Genomic DNA, 18,944 nt, shown 5'->3' with positions numbered 1-18,944 from the left:
CCTCCGCCGGAGGCAAACGGGCGAGGCTGTGCCTCGCCCGCGCCCGTTGAATCAGAAAGGGCTAGGCGGTAGACGCTTCTGTATGACCGATACCAAACACCCCTCTGGCGCGCCGTGGCGCAATTTTTATGGCCGGTTCAAAGGCAAAACGCTGCGCCCCAGCCAAAAAGACTATCTGGACACCGACCTTGATGCGCTGAGCCCAGGCCCCGTGTCCTGGGAGGACAACCCCGAGCGCACAAAGCTGGACACAACCGCGTTGTTCGAGGGTCGGCCCCTTTGGTTGGAAATCGGCTTTGGAGGGGGCGAACATCTGGTCCACCAAGCTTTGCAGAACCCCGGCGTTGGCATCATTGGATGCGAGCCGTTCATCAATGGTGTTGCGATGCTGCTGGGAAAGATCCGCGAGGCCGGCGTCAAAAACCTGCGGGTTTTCCCCGGCGACGCGCGCGATATGTTCGATGTTCTGCCGTCCGGATCGGTCGAGAAAGCCTTTTTGCTGTATCCCGATCCCTGGCCCAAAAAGCGCCACCACCGACGTCGGTTTGTCACGCCCGAACATCTTGATCCGCTGTTTGACTGTCTTGCCCCCGGTGCCGAGTTCCGGGTTGCCACCGATATCCCCGATTACGTCCGCCAGACCCTGATCGAAGTGCCCAAAGCCGGATTTGAATGGCGTGCAGAGGGCCCTGCCGACTGGCGTGCGCCCTGGGCGGATTGGATATCGACCCGCTATGAACAAAAGGCGCTGCGCGAAGGCCGCACGCCGCATTATATGACATTCCGGAAACCTGCATGACAGAACCTTTCACAGTGGCCATCGACGGACCGGCAGCGGCAGGCAAAGGCACCATCAGCAGCGCTGTGGCGGCGCATTTCGACTTTGCGTATCTCGATACTGGCCTGCTGTATCGCGCGGTGGGCGCGCGGATGCTGGCAGGAGAAGATCCGGTTGTGGCCGCGCAAACGCTTGTCGCGGACGATCTTGAAAACGCTCAATTGCGCGGCGCAGACGCGGCGCAGGCGGCATCAAGGGTTGCGGTGATCCCCGATGTCCGTGCCGCACTCTTTGATTTTCAGCGCGCCTTTTCCCGTCGCGCCGGTGGCGCGGTGTTGGACGGGCGCGATATCGGGACGGTGATTTGTCCGCAGGCCGAAGTGAAACTCTATGTGACCGCCCGCCCTGAAATCCGGGCAAAGCGGCGGTTTCTGGAAATGCAGCAGCGCGGATCGGAAACGGAATTCAACACCGTGCTTGCCGATGTCAAAGCCCGCGACGCCCGCGACACCGGACGTGCGGATGCTCCTTTGAAACCGGCTGATGATGCCATCCTTCTGGACACATCAGACCTGTCCATCGAAACCGCGATTGCCCAAGCCATCGCTGCCGTAGAGGCACGTCGTTGACCCCGGCTGACAAGACGGCCCGAGGAACCATGTCAGATTTATGCGATCAACCGATCCGCTTTGGTATCGGAGCAATGTCCTTTGGCAATTTCTACGGCCCCACAACCCAGGCCAATTCCCATGCGATCCTGGAGCATGCCATGCAGATGGGTGTCACCCATATCGACACCTCCAACGTCTACGGCATGGGCGGGTCAGAAACCGCGATCGGGACTTTTTTCAAGGCGCGCGGATCGTCTGCGAAAGACCATTTCCATATCGCCACCAAAGCCGGGATCACGAAAGACGCCGATGGCAACCGCATCTACCGCAATGATTTCGACCATTTGGAAGCCGAGCTTGACCAAAGTCTGCATCGCTTAGGCATCGACGCGGTTGATGTGTTCTACATCCACCGCCGTCAGGCCAAGATGCCGATAGAGGAGGCCACCGGTGCGTTGGCGCGGCTCGTTGAAAAGGGCAAGGCAAAATCCATCGGCTTTTCTGAAATCGCCCCAAGTTCGCTGCGCCGCGCGGCTGCGGTGCATCCGATTGCGGCGGTTCAATCAGAATACTCCCTTGCCACGCGCGCGCCGGAGCTTGGTCTGATCCAGACCTGCAAAGAGCTTGGTACAGCGCTCGTTGCGTTCTCGCCGGTTGGTCGGTCGCTTCTCACCGATGCGCCGCTGACCGACGAAAAAGTCGCAGACCTCCCGTTTCTGTCCGGCAACCCGCGATTCATGACACCCAACCACGCGGCCAATCTCAAGGCAACCGAGGCCTTTCGCGCCCTTGCGCGGGATATGGGCGAACCGACTGCGGCGGTGGCCATTGCCTGGGTCTTGCATCAAGGGCTGCACATCGTGCCAATTCCCGGAACTCGATCTGTCACGCATTTCACAGAGCTTCTACGCGGCACGCAGATCAAACTGTCCGACGCCGACCAACACCGCATCGAGGCCGTTTTACCTGTCGGGTGGGCGCATGGCGACAGGTACTCTGATGCGCAGTGGATCGGACCAGAGCGATATTGCTGACCCTTCATTCGTTTGCTCAGCTGCGCTTATCTGCCCTGCATCGCGCGGCCTTCGTATGATCTGGCCCGATACCGGCAAGGACCTGCCTGAGAGTGCCAAACAGGGTTGATATGCGAAACCACGCAGGCTATAGCGCAGGCGTCGCATAAGGCACAAATGCCATAAGACAAAGATCGAGCAGGGGTCGGCACGCACCGGCCCTCTTTGTTTTACGGATGCCTTGACCAATCGCCTCACAAAACGTGCGGGCACACACCCCAGACCGGCGGAGACAACCGCACGGCCAGTTAAAGTGATACGTAAAGGAAACAGACGCCACATGGCTCAGAACGCATCTATGGAAGAATTCGAAGCACTTTTGAACGAAAGCTTCGAAATGGACACGCCCGATGAAGGGTCCGTTGTCAAAGGCAAGGTTATTGCTGTCGAAGCAGGCCAGGCCATCATCGACGTAGGCTACAAAATGGAAGGCCGCGTTGATCTTAAAGAATTTGCAAATCCCGGCGAAGCGCCCGACATCTCTGTCGGTGACGAAGTCGAGGTGTTCCTGCGCGCTGCAGAGAACTCGCGCGGAGAAGCGGTTATCAGCCGCGAAATGGCCCGCCGTGAAGAGGCATGGGACCGTCTTGAAAAGGCATACGCAGATGACGCCCGCGTCGAAGGCGCGATCTTTGGCCGTGTTAAAGGTGGCTTTACCGTTGATCTTGGCGGTGCCGTGGCCTTCTTGCCCGGCTCTCAGGTTGACGTGCGCCCGGTACGCGACGCTGGCCCGCTCATGGGGCTCAAGCAGCCGTTCCAAATCCTCAAGATGGACCGCCGCCGTGGCAACATCGTTGTCTCGCGCCGCGCGATCCTCGAAGAGTCCCGCGCCGAACAGCGCGCAGAAGTTATCGGCAACCTCACCGAAGGTCAGGCAGTCGACGGTGTCGTCAAGAACATCACCGAATACGGTGCCTTCGTGGATCTTGGCGGCGTTGACGGCCTGTTGCACGTCACGGATATGGCATGGCGCCGTGTGAACCACCCCTCCGAGATCCTGTCGATCGGCGAAACCGTCAAGGTTCAGGTCATCAAGATCAACAAGGAAACCCACCGCATCAGCCTTGGCATGAAGCAGCTGCAGGAAGATCCATGGGATCTGGTAGCTGCCAAGTATCCGCTGGAATCCGTGCACACAGGTCGCGTGACCAACATCACCGATTACGGCGCGTTTGTTGAGCTTGAGCCAGGTGTTGAAGGTCTGGTCCACGTCTCGGAAATGTCCTGGACCAAAAAGAACGTGCACCCGGGCAAGATCGTTTCGACCTCTCAGGAAGTCGAAGTCATGGTTCTGGAAATCGACGGTGCCAAGCGCCGCGTGTCGCTGGGCCTCAAGCAGACCATGCGCAACCCATGGGAAGTGTTCGCAGAAACACACCCCGAGGGCACAGAGGTCGAAGGCGAAGTCAAGAACATCACCGAATTCGGTCTGTTTGTTGGCCTCGACGGCGACATCGACGGCATGGTGCACCTCTCCGACCTGTCCTGGGACGAGCGTGGTGAAGACGCGATCCAGAACTACCGCAAGGGCGATATGGTTCAGGCCGTTGTCACCGAAGTGGATGTGGAAAAAGAGCGTATCTCGCTGTCCGTCAAAGCCCTTGGCGGTGACAAGTTTGCCGAAGCGGTTGGCGGCACCAAGCGCGGCTCTGTCATCACCGTTCAGGTCACTGCCATCGAAGATGGCGGCATCGAAGTGGAATATGAAGGCATGAAATCCTTCATCCGCCGCTCTGATCTGTCGCGGGATCGTGCCGATCAGCGCCCCGAGCGTTTCAATGTCGGCGACAAGGTTGACGTCCGCGTGACCAACGTGGACAGCAAGACCCGCCGTCTGGGTCTGTCGATCAAAGCGCTTGAAATCGCGGAAGAGAAAGAAGCGGTTCAGCAGTACGGCTCGTCCGACTCTGGCGCATCGCTTGGCGATATTCTGGGTGCCGCCCTCAAGGGCGACGACTAAACCCGATTTCGATTGTGAAACACGGCCCCTCGCGTCACCAGACGCGGGGGGCTTCTTTTTTTGGCGATTTTCTGCGCGTATTTTTCAAGGCCTTGTTTAGGCAGAGTTTTGTCGCCACGGTATGGTTATGACAAATGCTTTCACGTCCTCTGGGCTTTTTGGTGATATGTTCCAGGATCCGGCGATTGCCGCACAGTTTGCGGCGTCTGTGGTCTTGCAACATGCCGTGGTTTTTGAAACGGCCTGGACGGAAACGCTCCTGTCTCTTGGGGCCATCACGCCCAAGGATGCCAAGACCGCCTTGGCGGCGTTGCGGGATTTTGACCCGGATCTGGAGGCCATTGCCTCAAGCAGCGATATCAATGGCTTGCCGGTGCCGGGTCTGGTTGACCAGATGCGCGCGGGTCTTAAGGAACCGAATGCCAAAGCGATCCACACAGGCACCACAAGCCAAGACGTTCTCGACACGGTCCTTGTGCTGACATTGATGGATGTCTTTGATCGGCTTGAAGCGCGCTTAATCAGCGTCATTGCGGTGCTGGCGCAACTGGACAAGGACGCTGACGGAACCCTGATGGCGCGGACACGGATGCAAGCCGCGTTGCCGCTTCCGGTGTCCGTCCGCTTGCAAAGCTGGGCCGCCCCGTTGCGCGATCACCATGAACGCCTGCACGGCTTGCGCGCCCATGTCGGTCAGGTGCAATTGGGCGGACCAGTGGGATTGCGCGACGTGCCGGACGGGCAGGGGGATGCGGCAGCCACCGAATTGGCGCGTCGTCTGGGATTGCGGATGGGCCCGGTCTGGCACAGCAATCGCACACCTATTCTGGATGTCGGCCATTGGCTGACACTTGTGACGGGATCGCTTGGAAAGATGGGTCAGGATATTGCGCTGATGGCGCAGCAGGGGATTGACGATATCAAACTTGCCGGCGGGGGCGGATCATCCGCAATGCCGCACAAAGCCAATCCGGTTTTGGCCGAGGCATTGGTCACACTGGCCCGATTTGTTGGCGCGCAGCAAGGCGGGTTGACGCAAGCAATGATCCACGAACAGGAAAGATCGGGCGCAAGCTGGGCCTTGGAATGGATGCTGTTGCCTCCGATGCTCGAAGCGACGGGCGCTGCATTGCGTCATGCAGAAACCCTGCTTGGCCAGATCGAGAGGATCGGATCAAACCGCGAGGCTTGAGTTTCAACAATACTGGTCAGACCGCTTGCAGGTCTCGAATGTGACATCTTTCCTGGGGCGCACGGCAATCAAGTAATCAACCGTCCCCGCCCAGTTCGTCCCAAATGTCTTCAATCCAGCGCTTGATGACCTGCGCCTCGTGCCAGCGATTGGACATTTCGCGCCCATCCGGGCCGGTCATCGCGTATTCCGGCGGGCCCAATTCGCAGACGAAAATGCAGTCGCCGGAGGAATTGCGCAATCGCCAGTCCGCCAAACCTTCGCGCCACCATGTTTTGAACAGGTCGACCCATTTCTGATGCTGGGGAAAATCGAGTTGCACTTGAATTTGCTGTCGGCTCGCCACGCGGCCCTGAAAGCTGTCAGAGCGTTTCAAAATCCGCGAGATCAGACCAAGGTCATGTCCGGACATCGGGAACCAGAATTCCCGATCTACAACATAATGCGAAAGATCGGCACATAGCCGCATTTCCGGTATCCGCTCCAGCAATTGAAGCGTCACATACAGATCGTTGGTGATGCAGTTGCGATGCGTTTCAAACTGGATCGGAACGCCAATGCGATCCGACATTGCCATCCAGGTGTCGATCACCGGCACCATGTCATCCAGCGCAATCGGCATGACCTGACCGATCACATCTACAAATGGAGCCCCGAAATCGGCCGCCATATGCAGCGTGTCGTCCAGACTTTCCATGGTTTTCGGAAACGCCACGACAAGCGGCGTCAGTCCGTTGGCCTGCAGAAACGGTCGAACCGCATGGGCCACCGCCACGTCTGACGCACCCAGATCAATGGCCATGCCATCAAATCCGGCCGCCGCGACCATCTCACAGACCTGATCATAAGGCAGTTTGACCCCGCTTTGATCATGTGGCTGCATGGCCCAAAGCGAGGTATAGACCTGAAGCCGTCTCATTCGGCAGGCACGCGGCGGGTGCGCCCGCCCGAGGCCGGAACGATCCATACTTCGTTCATCGGATACTGGCTTTCATCCTGGGCCATCAGTTTTTTGATCACTTCGATTTGAAACTCGATCCATCCCATGCGGTGAACGTCCCCGGCCTTGTGTTCGATCTTGTCATTCAACTCACGCAGCTTCCAGAACGGCACGGCCGGAAAGGTGTGATGGGCGGTGTGATAGGGCATCTGCCAGCACAACCAGCGGATAAATCCGTTGGCCCGTGTCGATCGGGTGTTTTCGAAAATGTCGCTTTCATGGCTCAGGCCCAGATGTTCGATCGTGTTTTGCAACTGGTGGACCGGTTTGGTCAGAACCATCGGGATCAGCCAAAACGTCAGCACCGCCCAACTGCCGGTGATCCATGAGATCAACGCAATCCCGGCGTATCCCGCCAGATGCAGGCGGCTTTCACGGATGACCTTGGCTTCTTCTTCCGGTCGGATAAACGGCTCAACAATGACCCCACGGGCCCGGCGCACCACGCCAAAGACGCGATTGCGCCAGTAGGTTATTCCGCTCAGCCACAGCAGATAGGTTGTCAGCGTATAGGGTTCTCGCACCAGCTCGCCGTCGCGTTCCCAGTCCTGGGTGTGCTGATGATGGGCAAAATGCATGATCTGATCAAAATCGCGTGGAAAAATCTGGATAAATCCAATGATCCGGCCAAACACTTCGTTCAGGACACGGGTCTTGAACACCGTTGAATGGCTAAGCTCGTGCTGCGCGGCGTAGAGGAAATTCAATAAAACACCCAGCGCAAACCCAGTCACCCAAACCCACGCAGTGCCCATGGCCTGCGCATGAAGAGTTGCGACAAGCACAATCGCTCCAACATGGCTGGCCATTTGCAGCGCCCCGCGCGTGTCGGACCGTTCCGACAAACTGCGCAACTCTGCCGGGGTCAGCAATTTGCGGCGCGAAAAACTGGCGTCCATTGATCCCTCCTCTTTATGACATGAAAAGACTGGCCCGGTTCTGATCAAAAGAAAAGCCAAGATTGGCACAAACATGCGGTCCCGTCGTCTTGGATGGCCAGACCTGCTGTCCATTGCTCAATTCGCGGCAACACGATGTCTTGCATTGTGTAAAGCGCAACTTCACCGCACAATGGCGAAAAAATCATCCAGAGGTGAGCAGACCGATGCAGATGAACAGACGATTTTTTGGCCTGGCGCTTGCCAGCTTTACCGTGGCCGGTTGCTCTCGGGGGATGTCCGGAACCGGCACAGGCTCTGTTGCCGGCGGCTTGCCGCCTGATCTCAGGCCCGTGCCAAATGCGCAATATGGGGCGTGGGTTGCATCCTTTCAGGACCGCGCTGCGGCGCAGGGTATTTCTCAGGACACGCTTGCTTCTGCCTTTCGCGGCACCGGGTATCTGCCAGGTGTGGTCAAACGGGATCGCAATCAGACAGAATTCAAGCGTTCACTCGAAGATTACCTGTCAATCGCCGCGTCAGACGAACGCGTTCGCAAAGGCCGCGCGGCTTTTGCGCGGCACCGCAGGACATTGGACGCGTTAGAGCGTGAATATGGCGTCGATGCCCGTATCATTACGGCGATCTGGGGGCTGGAGAGCTTTTACGGGGAACGGCGCGGGCAGGTTCCGGTGATCTCGGCCACCTCTACATTGGCCTTTGACGGGCGACGCGGACGCTTTTTCGAGCAACAGCTGGTGGCCGCATTGCGCATACTGCAAAACGGCGACATTCCCGCGTCGCGCATGACCGGCAGTTGGGCCGGGGCCATGGGACACACGCAGTTCATCCCGACCTCTTATTTACAGTTTGCGGTGGATTATACCGGTGACGGCCGTCGCGACATCTGGTCCGACGATCCAAGCGATGCTTTGGCGTCCGCAGCAGCCTATCTTGAGCGCAATGGCTGGGTGCGCGGACTGCAATGGGGCGGCGAAGTTGGCGCGGGTGGACCAAGCGGCTCCGTGATCCAGCCGCAAGCCGGAGGCCCCCGTTTCAACACAACACGCAATTTCTGGGTGATCAAACGCTATAACAATTCCGATGCATATGCGATTGGCGTCGGGCATTTGGCGGATCGCATCGGCGGGGCAGGGCCATTGCGTGCGCAATTCCCGCCAGACGCGAATGGCCTAACCAAAGCTGACCGGATAAGCTTGCAACAACGGCTCACCTCACGCGGGTTTGACACACAAGGTGCAGATGGCGTCATCGGGTCAAACACCGAAGCCGCCATCCGTGCCTATCAAACCAGCCGTGGGATGCCGGTCACAGGCACACCATCGCAAGCGCTGCTTGATAGCCTGCGCTGATCGTTCAGGCGGTCTGGCGTGCGGATTGACCGTTGGGTTTTGCATAGGCTTTGAGCGTTGCCTCGCAGCCTTCGGCCCATAACATGGTCAGCCAGCGCTCAAAGGCGTCGGTGAACGCGGGCGCGTCGGCCAGAGTGCCATAGAGGCCCGGCTGATTGATCCAGGTCAGAGGGGCGGTGCGCGTATCAATAGCCGCGGCATTCAAAGCCGCCCAATGTGGATCATTTGGTGCAATGACAGTTCCGTCCTCGCGTTCGCCAAAACACATCCGCGCCCATAGCGCCTCGACAAGCGCCAGCCCTTCGACAGTGCCCCCTGCGGCAAGCGCATCACGGAGGCTTGGCACGATAAACCCGGTGTGTCGCGACGATCCGTCAAACGCCACGCGGCGGGTTGTGTCGACAATTCGGGGGTTGGCAAACCGTTGCATGATCAGCCTTAGATACCCGTCCGGCGTACATCCGGGCACCGGTTTGACATATCGCGCGATTTCCTCGGTTTGTACTTTGGTGAACAGCGCGTCTATGGCCGGATGCGCCATTGCGGCAGAGATCGTCTTGATCCCCATGATCTCTCCGGCATTGGCCAGCACTTGATGCCCGCCATTCAACATTCGGATTTTCATGGCCTCGTAATCATGCACATCCGATGTGAGCGTGGCTCCCACTTTTTCCCAGTCGGGCCGGCCCGCGCAGAACGCGTCTTCGATCACCCATTGGCGAAAATTCTCGTGCGTGACAGGCGCTTTGTCATCAATGCCAAGCGATTGGACAATGGCCAGCTCTGTTGGGCCCGTGGCCGGAACAATGCAGTCGACCATCGAATTCGGAAATGTGCAGGTCTCGTCAATCCAGTCAGCCAAATCCGGATCAGACAGACGTGCCAGCCCGACAACTGTTTGGCGCAGAATGGCCCCGTTGCCCTGAAGGTTGTCACAGCTCATCCCGGTGAACGGCCCCAGCCCCGATGCGCGACGGATCTTCAACGCCGCGACCATTGCTCCGAACGCTGTCTTGGGTGTCTCTGGGTTCGTGCCATCATGAAGGATATCCGGATGTGCCGCATCAAACCCGCCAGTTGTGCTGTTCAGGTAATATCCCCCCTCTGTCACAGTCAGTGCAACAATGCGGATATCCGGGTCCGCCATCTTGGCGATCAGCGCCGTGTTCTGCGCTTCGACCGGAACATAATCTATCATAGCGCCGGTGATTTCGACGGACAGATGAGACGGATCAAGCTCAATCAGCGTGGTCAGGCAATCCTGCGCCAACAGCTTTTCGCGTTGCGCCGCATCGGCGGCACGGACCCCGGCCCCGACAATGGCCCAATCCATCGACAGCCCTTGGTCGAACAGCCTGTGCAAGTACCAGGCCTGATGCGCGCGGTGGAAATTACCCAATCCGATATGCACAATTCCCGGCGTTAGCGCGGCACGGTCATAACGTGGTACACGCACATCCGGTGCAAAAGATGCCAGCGTTGCGTTGCTTAATGGTGTCAGCTTATCCATCGGCCCGATCCATATTCAGGCACCGCACGACACCCACCCGGCGCTGCGGACGGTTGGCCGCAGCTGGCGTTCCAACATGACAGGTCATTCGATCCGAAGCCCCTTGTCATCGAACCTGTGGATCTGATCGGTGTGGGGGGTCAGGTAAATGGTATCGCCATGGCGCACCGAAATATCGCCGGTGATCCGCACAGTGACCATGTCGGCCAGCCCGGTATCATGTACGTGGATGAACGTGTCTGATCCCAGATGCTCGGCCACCCCGACCCGGCCTTTCCACAGGCCATCCGTCATCGACACGTCGATATGTTCGGGCCGTATGCCGATTTTTGCGGCATTGTGTTTCTGTGCATCCGCCCCACCAAAGATGTTCATCTTTGGCGATCCGATAAACCCGGCAACAAATTCATTCCGCGGTTTGTGATACAGCTCAAGCGGGCTGCCGACCTGCTCGATATATCCGGCGCGCAGAACGACGATCTTGTCGGCCATAGTCATGGCTTCGACCTGATCATGTGTGACGTAGATCATCGTGGTTTTCAGGCGTTCATGCAGTTCGCTGATTTCCAGACGCATACCAACGCGCAAAGCGGCATCAAGGTTGGACAGCGGTTCATCAAACAGGAACGTCGCCGGTTCGCGCACAATCGCACGACCAATGGCCACACGCTGACGCTGACCGCCGGACAATTGGCCGGGGCGACGGTCAAGATAATCCGTGAGGTTGAGAACAGACGCAGCCCCTTCGATGCGCTTGTCAATCTCGGCCTTGTCCATCCCCGCCATTTTCAAAGGGAAGGCGATGTTCTTGCGCACCGACATATGTGGGTACAAAGCGTAGGACTGGAACACCATCGCAAGGCCACGTTTGGCGGGCACCAGGTCTGTGGCGTCTTTGCCGTCAATCTCGATATGGCCCGTTGTGATGTCCTCAAGCCCGGCGATCAGACGCAGAAGAGTGGATTTCCCGCAGCCAGAGGGGCCGACGAAAACCGTGAATTCACCGTCTTCAATGGTCAGGTCCAAAGGCGGGATGACTTGCACGTCGCCAAAGCTCTTGGTGACCTGCTTCAGTTGAATTTGTCCCATGGGTCAGGTTCCTTACTATCAGGTCTTTATTTCACCGCGCCAAATGTCAGGCCGCGGACAAGTTGCTTTTGGCTAAACCAGCCAAGGATGAGGATCGGCGCGATGGCCATTGTTGAGGCCGCGCTGAGTTTCGCGAAGAAGAGACCTTCGGGGCTGGAGTAGCTGGCGATGAACGCGGTCAAAGGTGCCGCGTTGACGGCAGTCAGGTTCAGCGTCCAGAACGCTTCGTTCCAGGCGAGGATGAAGTTCAGCAGCATCGTAGAGGCAATACCGGGGATCGCCATGGGCGTGAGGATATAGAGCACCTCTTCCTTGAGCGTCGCGCCGTCCATCCGCGCCGCTTCAAGGATCTCGACCGGGATTTCGCGGAAATAGGTGTAAAGCATCCAGACAATGATCGGCAGATTGATCAGCATCATCACAATGATCAGACCCGCGCGGCTGTCCAGCAGACCAAGCTGAATGAACAGCAGGTAGATCGGATAGAGCACGCCCACTGCCGGCAACATCTTGGTGGACAGCATCCAAAGCAGGATGTCCTTTGTCCGTTTGCTGGGCACGAATGCCATCGACCAGGCGGCGGGAACGGCGATGATCAGGCCTATGATGGTGGACCCGCCCGCGATCAGGATCGAGTTCCAGAGGAAGCGGGCATAGTTCGACCGCTCCATCACGACGCCGTAGTTTTCGAGCGTCCAGTCGAAGCCAAGAAAGATCGGCGGGCTGGCGATGGCCTGTGCTTCGGTTTTGAAGCTGGTCAGGATCGTCCAGAGGATCGGGAAGAAAATCAGCAGACCGATCGCCCAGGCAAGGCCCGTGTTGATCAGTTTGCGTTGGGATGTAACAGCGCGGGCCATGATCAGTTGTCCAGGTTCTTGCCAACGATCCGCATCAGGAAGATCGCGACGATGTTTGCGAGAATGATGGCATAGACACCACCGGCTGAGCCAAGTCCGACGTTCTGACTTTCAAGCACACGCTGGAAGATCAGGTAAGACAAAGTGCGGGTTCCGAACGCGCCACCTGTGGTGACGAAAATCTCGGCAAAGATGGCCAAAAGGAAAATCGTCTGGATCAGGATCACAATGGTGATCGCGCGGCCGAGATGTGGAAGAATGATGTACCAAAACCGTTTCAGATGCGGCGCACCGTCCATTTCAGCGGCTTCCAGCTGTTCGCTGTCCAAAGACTGGATCGCGGTCAAAAGGATCAGCGTCGCAAAAGGAAGCCACTGCCAGCTGACGATCATGATGATCGACGGTGTTGCGGCATCCGACAACCAGCTGACAGGATCAGCCCCGAAAAAGCGCCAAAGATGGGCAAACAGACCGTTCACCGGGTCCATAAACATGTTTTTCCAAACAAGGGCAGACACGGTTGGCATGACGAAAAAAGGGGCGATGACCAGAATGCGCACCATGCCCTGGCCCCACATGGGTTGATCAAGCAGGATCGCAAGCAAGATGCCAAGGCACACCGTGATAACCAAAACACCAAGCACAATCACCAGCGTTGTCTGAACGGCGGGCCAGAAGGCGCTTGAACTGACGAAACGCACGTAGTTGTCAAAGCCGGCCCATCCCAGATCGCCACCGCGCAAGGGCAGGTAGGTGCGGAACGAGAACCAGAGTGTCATGGTCAGTGGGACCAGCATCCACCCCAGAAGCAGAACCACCGCGGGGGCCATCATCAGTCGGGCCGCAGATCGCGAAGCCTTCGTCGCCATTGGATACATCTCCTCCGTTGCCAGCCCGCCGCAGGATACGGCGCTGTCACGTTTCGACAACTCGTGTGTGAAATATTGGGGTCTTTGGGGCCAGAGGGCGGCGCAGGACCGCCCTCTGTCGATCAAAGCAGACGCTTAGCGGTAGCCAGCGGCTTCCATTGTCTCGTTGGCGATGGCCTGAGCTTTCTCAAGCGCTTCTTCAACGGTCTGCTGCCCGGCATAGGCGGCAGAGAATTCCTGGCTGACTTCGGTTGCCATGCCTGCGAATTCAGGGATCGCCACAAACTGGATACCGACATAAGGCACCGGATCTACGGTTGGATTTGTCGGATCGGCCGCGTTGATGGACTCTAGTGTCTTTTGCGCGAAGGGCACTTCCTGATACTCGGGCGTGTCATACAGGGACGCACGCGCACCCGGAGGGACGTTTGCCCAACCTTCGTTGGCAGCCACCAGCTCGATATAGTCTTTGGAGGTGGCCCATTCGATGAACTGCTTGGCTTCTGCCTCTTTCTGGGTGCCCGCCGGGATCGCAAGCGCCCAGGCCCAAAGCCAGTTTGACCGCTTTTCAACACCTTCGCTGTTCGGGGCCAGAGCGAACCCGACACTGTCAGCAACGGTTGAATCATCCGGGTTTGTTACGAAAGATGCCGCAACCGTCGCGTCAATCCACATGCCGCATTTGCCCTGCTGAAACAGGTTCAGGTTTTCGTTAAAGCCGTTTGTCGCGTACCCTTCGGGTCCGTAATCGTTCATCAGGTTGACGTAGAAGTTAAGCGCATCTGCCCATTCCGGCTGATCGAACTGCGCATTCCAGTCTTCGTCAAACCAACGCGCGCCAAAAGAATTGCCGGTCACCGTGATGAATGCACCACCTTCACCCCAACCGGCTTTGCCACGCAGGCAAATGCCGTTGATCTCTTCTTCGGGATTGTCCATCGCAGCGGCCGCTTCGCGGATGAACTGCCAGGTCGGTGCGTCCGGCATTTCCAGACCCGCTTGTTCCATAAGGTCTGTGCGGTACATGACCATAGAGCTTTCGCCATAGAACGGGGCTGCATAAAGCGTGCCGTCATGGGACAGACCATTGCGCATTGCAGGCAGGATGTCGTCGACATCATACTCGTCTGACAGGTCGTTCAACGGGACAAGCCAATCATTGGCCCCCCAGATCGGCGTCTCGTACATGCCGATTGTCATGATGTCGAACTGACCACCCTTGGTGGTGATGTCCGTTGTCACGCGCTGACGAAGAACATTCTCTTCCAGCGTCACCCACTCGACCTCGATCCCCGTCTGTTCGGTGAACGTGTCGGTATAGCCCTGCATCCGGATCATATCGCCGTTGTTCACTGTTGCGATGGTGATGGTTTCGGCCTGAGCAGCGGTCGCAGCCATAAGCGCGACGGCGCTTGCCATGCAAAGCGGCGTTTTCAGTTTCATCCAGGTTCCTCCCTTGGTTGGACGTTGAGGCTAAGAAACGACGAAAGTTTACGCGAGTCAATAAATATTTTACGCGCGTAAACTTTGGTTAAATTACGCAGACATACGCAAGAGAAGCCGGGCAGGATACAGGATTTCCTCCCGCGTGCTCAGATGTCCACCGTTCTCGATCATCGTGAAAAGCAATTCGACCGTGCGATTCGAAACAGCCTCGTAATCATGCGCGACGGTTGTCAGGGATGGGCCGGTATAGCGCGAAAACGGATGCCCGTCATGGCCGGCCACCCTGAGTTCACAGGTCTCGTCCTTGCCGACACGCACGCCACATTCGTAACAAGCGGCCAGAAAGCCGATGGCAAGGCGATCATTGCTGCACAATACGGTTCTGGTTGGAAGGTCGCGATGGTTCAACAGGCTCAGACCGGCCTGATACCCGATTTCCTCGAAGCCCCATCCTTCGCCCGGCACGCTGATCACATGCGGTTCCAGATCAAGCCGTTCCATGGAGGCAAGATAGGCGCGCCTGCGTTTATTGGCGTTCGGGTTGGCCGGGTTCGCCATTTCCAGAAAGCAGGGATGCCCGCCGGTGGATTGCAGATAGCTGACGCTTTGAGACACAAAACTGAAATTGTCCGATCCAACAAACGCGTCGCCCAGCCCCTCTAGATTGCTGTCGAACAAGACGGTTGGGACGTCCGAACAGAACGTCTCGATATGCGCCCGATCCGAAATCCGCCCAAGCGGTGCCAGCAAGACACCCGCAGGTTTTTGCAACCGAAGCGTATCAAGAATTTCGTTTTCCTGGTTGCGGTCTCCATGCGCGCTGAACAACACGGGCGAATACCCGGCATCAATCACCTTCCGTTCCAGATTGCGGGCAATTTCGGCAAAGAACGGATCGGCAAGATACGGCACGATGATCCCAATGTTCTTGGTCATGCGCCGGTTCTGGTTCACCGCATAGATGTTCGGCCGGTAATCGTGCTGTGACAAAGCCTTCTCAATCCGATCACGGGTCGACGGGCGTACACTGTCGGGGTCGTGAAAATACTTCGACAATGTCGGTCGGGAGATCCCGCTGAGTGCGGCGAACTCTTCCATGTTTCTGACCTTGTTCGTGTTCATAACCTGGCTTTCTGATCGACGTGTCTGCGGTTGTGTGATGTCGTGTAACCCCGGATTCTTGCCCCTAAGTTTACGCGCGTAAAAGTAGGATTGGTCAACCCAAATCTTCAACGCGCGCATTTTAGCGCTTTTTCACCCTGCTCACGACCATAGATCCAACCCGGGCAGGCGTGGGATTGGCCAGCAATGTCGTCCTGTTGTAAGATTTCATAAAACGATCCGACGGATAAGATCGTCGGACACGGGCAGAGGACACAGGCGCGGAATGAGTGGTATGTTCAGGTTTTTCAGATCGACGCTTGTGCTCGTATGGCTTTGCGCGGCGCTTGCGGTCAGTACGGTTGCCTTGGCGGCACAGGCGTTGACCCTGTCCGCGCAGGTTGCCACCTTGACCACCCATGCCGCCGCCACTGCAGCCAAGCACCGCAAAGAGATGGCAAAAGCGGTGTCCAAGACCAAAGCAAAGGCCCGCCTGCGCCGCATGCTGGTCGCGGTTCCCGTACTGGGCGGCGGGGCCGCGCTTGCGTTCGAGGCGCAGGATTTTCAGGAGTGGAAAACCGACAACCCAAATGGCACCTTTGCTGATTACTCCTGTGAAGTGGCGGTGATCAGCACCGATGTGCTGGACGAAACCCTGCAGGAACTGCCACCCGCGATCCGACCGTCGCGCGACCGTGTGACCGGTTGGTTGGGCACATGCGCTAAAACCGGCCAGCCGATGCAGTAAAACGCACCAAAAATGACAATTTGCGTCAAAGTATTGATAGTTTTGGCGTCGACTCCGCTTAAAAGCCGCAACTTTCGCAAGAGCCGTATTTGCAGAACTCGGTCATGTGCTCTATGTAGTATGAATAGCAGTAATAAAAACAAAACATTGTGCAGTAGTAATGGCAGAAATTGGCAAACAGATTGCGGCGCTTCCCATGCGCTGGACCAAGAGTGGAAAATTTCAGGTTTTGATGGTCACGTCACGCGACACCGGGCGGTGGATTATGCCCAAGGGCTGGACGATGAATGGCAAAAAACCCTGGGCCGCAGCAGAGATTGAAGCTCTCGAAGAGGCGGGCGCGCTGGGCTATATCGGTCATGAAATCATCGGTCAGTACACCTACAAGAAAAAGATGGCTAAAGGGCTGTCGGTGATGTGCGAAGTGGACGTCTACCCGATGATTGTGGAACGTCTGAAACGCAATTGGAAAGAAAGATCTGAACGCAAACGCAAATGGTTCAGCGCCAAGGGTGCCGCCAAGCGCGTGAGTGAACCGGAATTGGCAGAGCTTTTGCAAACCTTGGCAAACAAGCCCGCCAAACAGCCGGTGATCCGGGAGTTTCTGAAAGCCTCTTAAGGGGCTGGTGACCAGTCACAGGGGCTTCCGTAGGTGCCGGTCAATCCACAGGCAAACCGCTTGGTACGGTGTTTGGCCGTCCCATCGGGCGCGACAGGGCGGTTTTGCCGGTCAGGCTTTGCAGGAATGCAACGATGTCATCAATTTCTGCATCGGACAGGGCCACCGGACGCACATCCAGAAACGCCGCCTGACGCCGCATCTCAAGCGCATCCGCCTGAATGATGAAATCCAAATCGTCCAGCCAGGGCACATCCGGCAATCCGGCAAGCTCTGGTGTCCAGCTGTTCCGTGACGTCAGCGGATCTGCCATATGACGCACCATATCGCGCAGGTTGGCATAGGCCCCGTTATGCCCGTAAGGGGCCGTCAACGTCACGTTGCGCAGCGATGGCGTGCGGAACCTGTAGGCATCTTCCAGATCATCTGTCGCCCCCATCCGGCCCACATCGCGTGGCAGCGGGTCCCATTTTCGCGTGCGTCCCGGGCCGAAGGCGGGCAGGGCGACGGCATGAAAGTCCTGATCAGTGAACAAGGGGCCATTGTGGCATTGCACACAATTCGCAGCCCCAAAGAAAAGCTGCCGCCCGCGTTCTGCCGCGGCGGGCAGGGGCGTGCCGTTCACCAGGAAATCATCATAAGGACTGTCGTAATTCGCCCATTCCGTTCCAATAAACGCAGCCAGAGCATTGCCGATCTCGACAATCGTCACCTCCTCGGGCCGGTCGATATGGTCAAACGCCTGAACAAACATCTCGCCATAGGCCGGGATTGTGCGCACCCGTTTGGCGATGATCGGCCAGGCCAGATCAACCCGATTGTTCACCGCGCCGGCAATCTCGTTTTCGCCCACATTGCCGGCCATCTCAAACGGTGCGGTCATCGGAAACAACGCTTGTGCGGCCAGCAATGATCCAAGCCCTTGCGGCAGCCATTCCTCGGCCGGGCTGTCAAAACCGTTGCCATACATGTCAGACGGTACAAGACGGCCATCATGAAACATCACGCGGATGTCTTTGTGTCCAAGGTTCCAAAGCGCGGGGGCGTTGCGTGGGATACGCTTGCGAATTCTGTCCCGGCCATCGCCTGGCGTGCGGTCCGGTCCGAGGCCGACACCGCCTTCACCGATCCCCAATGACAGACCATCTGTGCCACCCAAATCATGATGGTGACAGGTGGCACAGGAAATGTTCTGGTTTCCGCTTAAGACCTTGTCATAAAAAAGCAGTTGACCGATCCGCGCCTGATCCGCATCGAAAGCAATGAAATCCTCTGCCGTGATGGGCTGCGCAATCGCAGCAGGCGCGGCCACGCTACATGCAAAGAGCAAACCCATATGATGTTTCTTCGTACGATTGCCGTTCTTGCCCTGATCACCACCCCGGCGCTTGCCGATATCGAAGATGCGCGCGATCTGATGGAAGACGGCCGCTTTGAAGAGGCTCGCGAGGCGCTTTGGCCTGCCGCTCGGTCTGGCAATGCCGAGGCCGAGGAACTGATCGGTGTCATGTATGCGCTTGGCCTCGGGGTGGAACAGGATTACGTCCGCGCCTTTGATTGGTATCTGCGCGCCGCGATGAAAGGTCATGCCGGGGCGCAATCCGGCATTGGTTGGTATTATGAAACGGGGCTTGGTTTGCCCGCGCCCGATCTGGTGCGGGCGTTTTTGTGGTACCAACTCTCTACCATCGGCGGTGACCCCGACGCGGCCCTCTCGGTTGAGGAGGTGATCAAAAAAATGACGCCGCAGCAAATTGATCATGCGCAAAAGCTCGTGGATGACTACCGGATCTGGCTTTACCCGTTTCAATAAGGCTTACCGCCACCAATAAACGCCACA

18 protein-coding genes are annotated in these 18,944 nt (G+C 57.6%); 9 read left to right on the top strand and 9 right to left on the bottom strand.

The window, feature by feature from the left end; all coding sequences use genetic code 11:
• Window positions 1-82: 82 nt before the first annotated feature.
• The 5 genes from trmB to ACG74X_RS00340 all read left to right on the top strand — a co-directional run bounded on the left by trmB (window position 83) and on the right by ACG74X_RS00340 (window position 5,614).
• A complete protein-coding gene (gene trmB, locus ACG74X_RS00360) occupies window positions 83-799 on the top strand; it encodes a tRNA (guanine(46)-N(7))-methyltransferase TrmB (RefSeq protein WP_411231902.1) in 717 nt (238 codons plus the stop codon).
• Window positions 796-1,407, top strand: coding sequence for a (d)CMP kinase (locus tag ACG74X_RS00355; protein WP_411231900.1), 612 nt, complete (start codon window positions 796-798; stop codon window positions 1,405-1,407). The genes trmB and ACG74X_RS00355 overlap by 4 nt, the downstream gene beginning before the upstream one ends.
• Window positions 1,408-1,436: 29 nt before the next feature.
• Window positions 1,437-2,423 carry an aldo/keto reductase gene (locus ACG74X_RS00350; RefSeq protein ID WP_411231899.1) on the top strand — a complete coding sequence of 329 codons (987 nt, stop codon included), beginning with the start codon at window positions 1,437-1,439 and terminating at the stop codon, window positions 2,421-2,423.
• A 292-nt stretch (window positions 2,424-2,715) separates the two neighbouring features.
• Window positions 2,716-4,422: a 30S ribosomal protein S1 gene (gene rpsA / locus ACG74X_RS00345; protein ID WP_411231898.1), complete on the top strand. Its 1,707-nt coding sequence runs from the start codon at window positions 2,716-2,718 to the stop codon at window positions 4,420-4,422.
• Between the two features lie 127 nt (window positions 4,423-4,549).
• Window positions 4,550-5,614: a 3-carboxy-cis,cis-muconate cycloisomerase gene (locus ACG74X_RS00340; protein ID WP_411231897.1), complete on the top strand. Its 1,065-nt coding sequence runs from the start codon at window positions 4,550-4,552 to the stop codon at window positions 5,612-5,614.
• A gap of 76 nt (window positions 5,615-5,690) precedes the next feature.
• Here ACG74X_RS00340 and ACG74X_RS00335 read toward each other — a convergent pair whose 3' ends face one another.
• Both ACG74X_RS00335 and ACG74X_RS00330 read right to left on the bottom strand, forming a co-directional pair.
• The gene (locus ACG74X_RS00335) at window positions 5,691-6,533 is read right to left on the bottom strand and encodes a sugar phosphate isomerase/epimerase family protein (RefSeq protein ID WP_411231895.1); all 843 of its coding nucleotides are present in this window, start codon (window positions 6,531-6,533) and stop codon (window positions 5,691-5,693) included.
• The gene (locus ACG74X_RS00330) at window positions 6,530-7,513 is read right to left on the bottom strand and encodes a fatty acid desaturase (protein ID WP_411231893.1); all 984 of its coding nucleotides are present in this window, start codon (window positions 7,511-7,513) and stop codon (window positions 6,530-6,532) included. Before ACG74X_RS00330 ends, ACG74X_RS00335 begins: the two co-directional genes overlap by 4 nt.
• Before the next feature lie 206 nt (window positions 7,514-7,719).
• Here ACG74X_RS00330 and ACG74X_RS00325 point away from each other — a divergent pair, with 206 nt between their 5' ends.
• Window positions 7,720-8,865 (top strand): lytic murein transglycosylase, encoded by a 1,146-nt coding sequence (locus tag ACG74X_RS00325; RefSeq protein ID WP_411231891.1) that lies wholly within the window; start codon window positions 7,720-7,722, stop codon window positions 8,863-8,865.
• 4 nt (window positions 8,866-8,869) lie between these two features.
• Here the strand turns inward: ACG74X_RS00325 and ACG74X_RS00320 are convergent, their stop codons facing one another.
• The 6 genes from ACG74X_RS00320 to ACG74X_RS00295 form a co-directional block, all read right to left on the bottom strand.
• Window positions 8,870-10,375: a mannitol dehydrogenase family protein gene (locus ACG74X_RS00320; RefSeq protein ID WP_411231889.1), complete on the bottom strand. Its 1,506-nt coding sequence runs from the start codon at window positions 10,373-10,375 to the stop codon at window positions 8,870-8,872.
• 84 nt (window positions 10,376-10,459) lie between these two features.
• Window positions 10,460-11,464, bottom strand: coding sequence for an ABC transporter ATP-binding protein (locus tag ACG74X_RS00315; protein ID WP_411231888.1), 1,005 nt, complete (start codon window positions 11,462-11,464; stop codon window positions 10,460-10,462).
• Between the two features lie 26 nt (window positions 11,465-11,490).
• Window positions 11,491-12,321 (bottom strand): carbohydrate ABC transporter permease, encoded by an 831-nt coding sequence (locus ACG74X_RS00310; protein ID WP_411231886.1) that lies wholly within the window; start codon window positions 12,319-12,321, stop codon window positions 11,491-11,493.
• Window positions 12,322-12,323: 2 nt separating this feature from the next.
• On the bottom strand, window positions 12,324-13,190 hold the full coding sequence (locus ACG74X_RS00305; RefSeq protein WP_411231884.1) for a carbohydrate ABC transporter permease: 867 nt from the start codon (window positions 13,188-13,190) through the stop codon (window positions 12,324-12,326).
• A gap of 135 nt (window positions 13,191-13,325) precedes the next feature.
• Window positions 13,326-14,633, bottom strand: a complete 1,308-nt coding sequence (locus tag ACG74X_RS00300) for an ABC transporter substrate-binding protein (RefSeq protein ID WP_411231882.1) — start codon at window positions 14,631-14,633, stop codon at window positions 13,326-13,328.
• A 93-nt stretch (window positions 14,634-14,726) separates the two neighbouring features.
• Entirely contained in the window at window positions 14,727-15,758 is a 1,032-nt protein-coding gene (locus ACG74X_RS00295) for a LacI family DNA-binding transcriptional regulator (RefSeq protein ID WP_411231881.1), read from the bottom strand.
• Between the two features lie 265 nt (window positions 15,759-16,023).
• Between ACG74X_RS00295 and ACG74X_RS00290 the strand changes: the two genes are divergently transcribed.
• Both ACG74X_RS00290 and ACG74X_RS00285 read left to right on the top strand, forming a co-directional pair.
• Window positions 16,024-16,485, top strand: a complete 462-nt coding sequence (locus ACG74X_RS00290) for a hypothetical protein (protein ID WP_411231880.1) — start codon at window positions 16,024-16,026, stop codon at window positions 16,483-16,485.
• A gap of 196 nt (window positions 16,486-16,681) precedes the next feature.
• On the top strand, window positions 16,682-17,104 hold the full coding sequence (locus tag ACG74X_RS00285; RefSeq protein WP_411231878.1) for an NUDIX hydrolase: 423 nt from the start codon (window positions 16,682-16,684) through the stop codon (window positions 17,102-17,104).
• A 40-nt stretch (window positions 17,105-17,144) separates the two neighbouring features.
• On the opposite strand, the gene ACG74X_RS00280 is transcribed toward ACG74X_RS00285, so the two are convergent.
• Window positions 17,145-18,440: a cytochrome-c peroxidase gene (locus ACG74X_RS00280; RefSeq protein WP_411231877.1), complete on the bottom strand. Its 1,296-nt coding sequence runs from the start codon at window positions 18,438-18,440 to the stop codon at window positions 17,145-17,147.
• Between ACG74X_RS00280 and ACG74X_RS00275 the strand changes: the two genes are divergently transcribed.
• Entirely contained in the window at window positions 18,441-18,917 is a 477-nt protein-coding gene (locus ACG74X_RS00275; RefSeq protein ID WP_411231875.1) for a tetratricopeptide repeat protein, read from the top strand.
• Window positions 18,918-18,944 lie beyond the last annotated feature (27 nt).

Origin of the sequence: Marivita sp. S0852 (genome assembly GCF_046591575.1) — a bacterium.
In the GTDB taxonomy this organism is placed as follows: Bacteria; Pseudomonadota; Alphaproteobacteria; order Rhodobacterales; family Rhodobacteraceae; genus Marivita.
This window is presented reverse-complemented; position numbering and strand designations above follow the sequence as displayed.

Coding starts and splice junctions, on each gene's coding strand:
- ACG74X_RS00305 (WP_411231884.1), bottom strand. CDS start 13,190: ATGGCGACGAAGGCTTCGCGATCTGCGGCCCGACTGATGATGGCCCCC.
- ACG74X_RS00285 (WP_411231878.1), top strand. CDS start 16,682: ATGCGCTGGACCAAGAGTGGAAAATTTCAGGTTTTGATGGTCACGTCA.
- trmB (WP_411231902.1), top strand. CDS start 83: ATGACCGATACCAAACACCCCTCTGGCGCGCCGTGGCGCAATTTTTAT.
- ACG74X_RS00340 (WP_411231897.1), top strand. CDS start 4,550: ATGACAAATGCTTTCACGTCCTCTGGGCTTTTTGGTGATATGTTCCAG.
- ACG74X_RS00300 (WP_411231882.1), bottom strand. CDS start 14,633: ATGAAACTGAAAACGCCGCTTTGCATGGCAAGCGCCGTCGCGCTTATG.
- ACG74X_RS00310 (WP_411231886.1), bottom strand. CDS start 12,321: ATGGCCCGCGCTGTTACATCCCAACGCAAACTGATCAACACGGGCCTT.
- ACG74X_RS00350 (WP_411231899.1), top strand. CDS start 1,437: ATGTCAGATTTATGCGATCAACCGATCCGCTTTGGTATCGGAGCAATG.
- ACG74X_RS00295 (WP_411231881.1), bottom strand. CDS start 15,758: ATGAACACGAACAAGGTCAGAAACATGGAAGAGTTCGCCGCACTCAGC.
- ACG74X_RS00335 (WP_411231895.1), bottom strand. CDS start 6,533: ATGAGACGGCTTCAGGTCTATACCTCGCTTTGGGCCATGCAGCCACAT.
- ACG74X_RS00325 (WP_411231891.1), top strand. CDS start 7,720: ATGCAGATGAACAGACGATTTTTTGGCCTGGCGCTTGCCAGCTTTACC.
- ACG74X_RS00290 (WP_411231880.1), top strand. CDS start 16,024: ATGAGTGGTATGTTCAGGTTTTTCAGATCGACGCTTGTGCTCGTATGG.
- ACG74X_RS00330 (WP_411231893.1), bottom strand. CDS start 7,513: ATGGACGCCAGTTTTTCGCGCCGCAAATTGCTGACCCCGGCAGAGTTG.
- ACG74X_RS00355 (WP_411231900.1), top strand. CDS start 796: ATGACAGAACCTTTCACAGTGGCCATCGACGGACCGGCAGCGGCAGGC.
- ACG74X_RS00320 (WP_411231889.1), bottom strand. CDS start 10,375: ATGGATAAGCTGACACCATTAAGCAACGCAACGCTGGCATCTTTTGCA.
- ACG74X_RS00280 (WP_411231877.1), bottom strand. CDS start 18,440: ATGGGTTTGCTCTTTGCATGTAGCGTGGCCGCGCCTGCTGCGATTGCG.
- ACG74X_RS00275 (WP_411231875.1), top strand. CDS start 18,441: ATGATGTTTCTTCGTACGATTGCCGTTCTTGCCCTGATCACCACCCCG.
- ACG74X_RS00315 (WP_411231888.1), bottom strand. CDS start 11,464: ATGGGACAAATTCAACTGAAGCAGGTCACCAAGAGCTTTGGCGACGTG.